The following is a 6004-nucleotide window of genomic DNA, read 5'->3' on the forward strand; positions in this document are numbered from 1 at the left end:
GCGCGACAGCAACCGGTGGTCAGAAGTTCAGGATGAGCGGCCGGTTCTGTGAGGTAGGTCACGCGTCGTGCGAGTGATGGCAACTCGCCATGTGTTCTAATGCGCGCCGCATTTTCCTCTGTTAATCCGCTATTCAAAGGATTGAAGGCATGTCCCTTCGTAGTAAACCTTTATGGCCTGCCATCCCTGGCGGTCACCCTGCGGGCCATCGCTGGGCGACGTTAAAAATGGCTTTCGGCCATTTCTTGGCCGTTTGGCTGATGTGTTCCCTCGTTCCCGCTGTATCGCTGGCGCAAACGCCAGGTGATCGTGACCTTATCCGCGAGCGTCAGGAGCGTCTGCTGCAAGAGCAGGAGCGTCGCCTGGATGAGTTGCGCCAGTTGCCCGGTAAGGTCGAGCAACTACCTGCGCAGCCGGTTGCTGAAGATGAGCGCTGCTTTGCTATTGAGCAGATCAATCTGGTCGGTGCCACGCTGCTCAGTCCGGCTGATCAGGCCAGCATTCTTAAACCCTACAATGGCCAATGCTTGGGCGTTGGTCAGCTCAATCAGCTGCTTAAGGACATCACCAATCACTACCTCGGTCGTGGTTATGTCACTACGCGCGCCTACCTGCCGCAGCAAGACCTGGCCAGCGGTACGCTGCAGGTCACGGTAGTCGAGGGCCAGCTGGAAGGTTTGAACAGCTCGGAGTTGGCGTCTGATCTTGAGCTGGCCATGAGCTTTCCTGGTGCAACCGAGCGCGTGCTGAACCTGCGCGAGCTGGAGCAACTGGTCGAGCAGCTCAACCGTTTGCCGTCGCGTCAGGCACAGCTGGAATTGGTGCCTGGTGAGCAGGTTGGTGGTAGCCGCGTGCAGCTGCAAGGTCAGCGCAGCAAGCCATGGCGCGTCAGCCTTGCACGGCATAACGATGGCCAGCTGAGTACCGGTGAGCAGCAGTGGGGGATGGGCCTGGATTGGGACAGCCCGTTGGGCCTGGCGGATCAGTTGAGCCTGCGTGCCGGTCGCGATGCAGTCAGCGACAGTTACCGCCATTCTCACAACCAGAGCCTCAACTACAGCCTGCCGTATGGCTGGTGGACATTCAATTACAGCTACAGCCAGAGCTACTACCGCACCGAGAGCGAGGCCAACGGCTTTGCCTTCGATCAGGATGGCGACAGCAAGACCCACGCCTTGCGTGCCGAGCGTGTGCTGCACCGCGACAGCCTGAGCAAAACCGCCGCCAGCCTGGGCGTCAGCCACTTGCGCAGCAACAACTTTATCCTCGGCAACCTGATCGATGTTTCCAGCCAGCGCCTGTCTGAAGCGCAGCTGGGCTTCAACCATGGCCGACGTATCGGCAGTGCTTTCGTTAACGCCGACCTCGGTTGGCAGCACGGCACCGGCGCATTCGATGCGCAGCGCAGCGGCAGCCCGCAAGGCGGTCAGCCGGTGGCGCGTTACAACAAATACAGCCTGACCCTGAGCTACCTGCAGCCGTTCCAGCTGTGGGGTGAGTCATTCAGCTTCGACAGCCTGGCCAACGGCCAGCGCAGCGAAGATGTGCTGTACAGCCCGCAACGCATCAGCGTTGGCGGCCTGAGCTCGGTTCGCGGTTTCAAGGAACAATCGCTGTCAGGCGACAGCGGCGCCTACTGGCGCAACCAAGTGCGCTGGCGCAAGGCGGTGAGCTGGCAACCGCTGCAGCCCTTTGTTAGTGAGTACGGCGTGGCATTCGCCTACGACATGGGCGTGATCAGCGGCGGGCGTTACAACCCGGACCAGCATGGCCGCCTCTCCGGCAATGCCATCGAGCTGAGCGCCCGCGGCCAGCATCTGGCCGCGTCGGTGACCTTCGCCCGTTCACTGGAACGCCCAGACGCCATCGAGCGCCAGGAGCATCCGGTGTACTTCCGGGTCGACCTGTTCTTCTGATTTTTTGCTGATTTTCGAATTTAAAGCCCTACGGGTTGGAGTTATTACATGGACGTTCGCGCGCCCTTTTTCCAAAATATTGCCTGTGTCTTGATCGGCGTACTGTTCCTGAATCCGATCGTGACTACCGCGGCCGAACTGGCGCTGGATGCCCAGGCCGGCAATAACGCAGCGCTAACCCAGGCCGCCAATGGCGTGCCCATGGTCAATATCGCCACCCCCAATGGCAGCGGTCTGTCGCACAACAAGTTCACTGACTTCAACGTCAGTCAGCAGGGCCTGATTCTCAACAACAGCGCCCAGGCGTTAGTGCAGACGCAGTTGGGCGGCTATGTGATGGGTAACCCAAACCTGGGCGGCCCCAACCTCACCGGCGGGGCGGCGAACGTCATCCTCAATGAGGTCAACGGCGGTAGCCCTAGTCAGCTCAAGGGCTACACCGAAGTGGCCGGCAAGTCAGCCGCGGTCATCGTCGCCAACCCGCATGGCATCAGCTGCGATGGTTGCGGCTTTATCAATACACCGCGCGTCACCCTCAGCACCGGCAAGCCAGTGGTAGAAGGCGGGCGTCTGGATCGCTTCGATGTCGATGGCGGGCAGATCAGCATCGAAGGTGATGGCCTCAATGCACGCAATGTCAGCCAGTTCGACCTGATCACCCGCAGTGCGCAGATCAACGCCGAGCTGCATGCCAACCAGCTGAATGTGATTACCGGGCGTAACGAAGTCGACGCCGCCAGCCTCAATGCCACCGCCAAAGCCGATGATGGCAGCGCCAAACCGCAACTGGCCATCGACAGCTCGGCGCTGGGCGGCATGTACGCTGGCGCAATTCGTCTGGTCGGTACCGAAGCCGGTGTGGGCGTGAAACTGGCCGGTGATATGGCCGCCAGTGCCGGCGATATTCAGATTGACGCCAATGGCCAGCTGAGCATGGCGCGCACCGCCGCCAGCCGCGACTTGCAGCTCAAGGCCGAGAATATCGAGTTGAATGCCGACACCTTCGCCGGGCGCAATGCCATGGTGGAAGCCAGTGGCCAAACGCTGGTCAAGGAAAGCCTGGCAGCAGCCCAGCAGCTGACCGTTAAAGGTGACGAACTGCTCAACCAGGGCGTGGTAGAGGCGGGCGTACGTGCCGATGGCAGCCTGAACAACACGGCCACCCTGAGCCTGCAAACCGGCAAGGTGACAAACCCCGGCACCATCACCTCCCACGGCAACCTGAACACTGATGTGCAGACTCTGGATAACCGCGCCGGCAAGCTGCTTAGCGCCGGTGACGCAACGCTCAACGCGCAGACCCTGGAAAACCAGGGCGGGCGTATCGTTGCGCAGCAAAGCCTCGACCTGAGCGCTACCCAGCTGAACAACCAGGGCGGTGAAGTCCTGGCCCAGCAAGCCATCAAGGTCACGGCGGCCAACCTGAATAACCAGGACGGCACCGTGGCGGGCGGCTCGCTTGATCTGCAACTCAGCGCGAATCTGAACAACCAGAATGGGCTGATTGAATCCGCCAGCGATCTGCAACTGGCGGCCAATACCCTGAGCAACAACGGCGGCAAACTGCGCGCCCTGGGTGGCGAGGGCGAAAGCCGGTTTGTGCTGGGCGGGTTGTTCAACAACGATGCCGGCTTGGTCGAGATTGGCAGTGGTGCATTTGCCCTGGGCAGCGTTGGCTTGAGCAACCAGGGCGGTACGGTTCGTCACTTGGGCGATCAGGGCTTTGCTATCGACCTGACGACGCTTGGTCAGGCAGGCGGTCGCTTTATCACCAACGGTGCGGTCGATCTCAGCCTGGATGAGTGGAGCAATATCAGCTCGCTGCAAGCCAAGACGCTCAACATCAATATCAATCGTCTTACCCAAAGCGCTACCGGCGCTCTGCTTGCCGTTGATGGCATCACCACCAGCGGTGAGCGCTGGGAAAACCACGGCCGTATCGAAACCGATGGCGCACTGCACCTGACCCTGAGCGACGCCTACACCGGTAATGGCAAGCTGCTGGCCCAAGGCGATTTGAGCCTCACGGCCAACCGTGCCGACCTAGGCAGCGCTGCCGAGTTGCGCAGTGCTGGCGGCGTGCACATTGAGATCAGCACGGACCTGGGCAGTGCCGGCAAGATCACCTCGGCCAATAACCTAAGCGTCAAGGCGGCCAGCCTCAACAACCAAGGCACCTTGGGCAGTGCTGCGGCGTTGCACATCGAAGCGGCGCAGTTGATCAATCAGGGCGGCCTGCTGTTTAGCGGCAGCGATATGCAGTTGTTGGCTGACCGCATCAGCAACCTGTACGCCGATATCTACAGCCTGGGTGCGCTGACCATTGCCAAGGATGGTGCTGGCAATAAGTCGACTCTGCTGGAGAACCGCTCTGGCAGCATCGAGTCCAGTGGCGATATGAGCCTGCGGGCGACCACCCTGACCAACCGCAAGGAAGTGTTTACCCCCGGCAAGCAGCTGACGGCTGGCAGCATCAGCGTGGTGTGCTACGACTGCAGCGGTGATCACCATAACGTCGATTACGTCGCCACTGAACGCTTCAATATCACGGTGGACCAAGACTCCGCGGCTTCCAGAATCCACAGTGGCGGCAACCTGACAATTCAAGGCGACGCCATTGCCAACCGTTACAGCAGCCTGAGTGCCAGCGGCAATATCAACATCACCGGCATCACCCTGGAAAACATGGGCGCGGCTAGCGGCATTATTGAGCGTATTCGGCGCTTCAATACCGGGCGTGTCACTGATGGCACCGATGAGCGCTTCCGCGACAACCATATCAACCCCTACAACGCCGCAGCTTTGCCCAAGGAAGTACCCACCGCACTCTATGCTTGGACACTGACCAGCGATATTGAGACCCAGACGCCAAATGGCTCCGGTGCTCCGGCCATCATCCAGGCTGGCGGCAATGTCAGCATTCAAGCCACGCAAAGCCTGACCAACTCCTCGGTGCTGAATAACCAGGCCGCTCAGGCTGGCACTGCACCGAGCCTCGATACCCAGGTAACCGGCAGCAGCCAACCCGTGGTCGTGCAGCTTAATGCGCAGTTACCGGCAGACAGTCAGCAACTGGTGGTCGACCCGCTGGCACTGCCTGGTTTTGCCTTGCCGCAAGGGCAGAATGGGCTGTTCCAGCTCAACAACGATCCGGGCTACCCCTACCTGATTGAAACCAACCCGGCGTTTGCCAGCCTGAGCAACTTCCTTAACTCGGGTTACCTGCTGGATGCGGTGGGTTACAACCCGGATCAAACCCAGCGCCGTCTGGGTGATGGCCTGTATGAACAGCGCCTAATCCAGCAGGCCATTGCCGCGCGTACCGGCAAGCGCTTCCTGGCCGGGTTGAACTCGGACGAAGCGCAGTTCAAGTACCTGATGGACAACGCCATTGCCAGCAAACAAGCGCTGAACCTGGCCCCCGGCATCGCCCTGACTGCCGAACAGGTGGCGGCTCTGACCCATGACATCGTCTGGATGCAAGAGCAGGTCGTGAATGGCCAGAAGGTTCTGGTGCCGGTGCTCTACCTGGCTCAGGCCAATGACCGTTTGGCTCCGGGAGGTGCCTTGATTCAAGGGCAGGATGTCGCCTTGATTAGTGGCGGCAACCTGAACAACAGCGGCACCCTGCGCGCCACTAAGAACCTCAGTGCGACGGCCAACAACATCGGCAATAGCGGCTTGATGCAAGCGGGCGAGCGTCTCTCGCTGCTGGCCACCGACAGCATCCGCAATGCTCAGGGCGGCATCATTGCCGGCAAGGACGTCACGGCGATTGCCCTGACCGGTGATATCAGCAACGAGCGCACTATCACTCAGGAAGCACGCAGCGGACGTAACTTCAGCCAGCTCACCAGTGTGGTCGACAAGGCCGCGGGCATCGAAGCCAGCAACGACCTGACTCTATCCGCAGGTCGCGATATCCAGAATATCGGTGGCAGCCTCAAGGCCGGCGGCGACGCCAGCCTGAGTGCCGGGCAGGACCTGATCATCGCCTCCGCCGAGGCCGAAAACGGCCAGATGCGCAAGGACAAACGCCATTTCTGGAGCAGCACTAGCACCACTCAGTACGGCAGTGATGTGCAGGT

Annotated in this window: 2 protein-coding genes; both read left to right on the forward strand. The window is 60.6% G+C overall.

Translation table 11 applies throughout. The annotated features are described in order from the left end of the window. Positions 1–260: 260 nt before the first annotated feature. Complete coding sequence (locus Q8M42_RS08080) at positions 261–1916, forward strand: ShlB/FhaC/HecB family hemolysin secretion/activation protein (protein WP_305284015.1); 1656 nt, start codon at positions 261–263, stop codon at positions 1914–1916. Between the two features lie 120 nt (positions 1917–2036). Then, a partial coding sequence (locus Q8M42_RS08085; RefSeq protein ID WP_304862741.1) for a filamentous hemagglutinin N-terminal domain-containing protein occupies positions 2037–6004 on the forward strand: 3968 nt, incomplete at its 3' end.

The organism is Pseudomonas sp., from assembly GCF_030684895.1.
Classification (GTDB): domain Bacteria; phylum Pseudomonadota; class Gammaproteobacteria; order Pseudomonadales; family Pseudomonadaceae; genus Aquipseudomonas.

Coding starts and splice junctions, on each gene's coding strand:
- Q8M42_RS08080 (WP_305284015.1), top strand. CDS start 261: ATGTGTTCCCTCGTTCCCGCTGTATCGCTGGCGCAAACGCCAGGTGAT.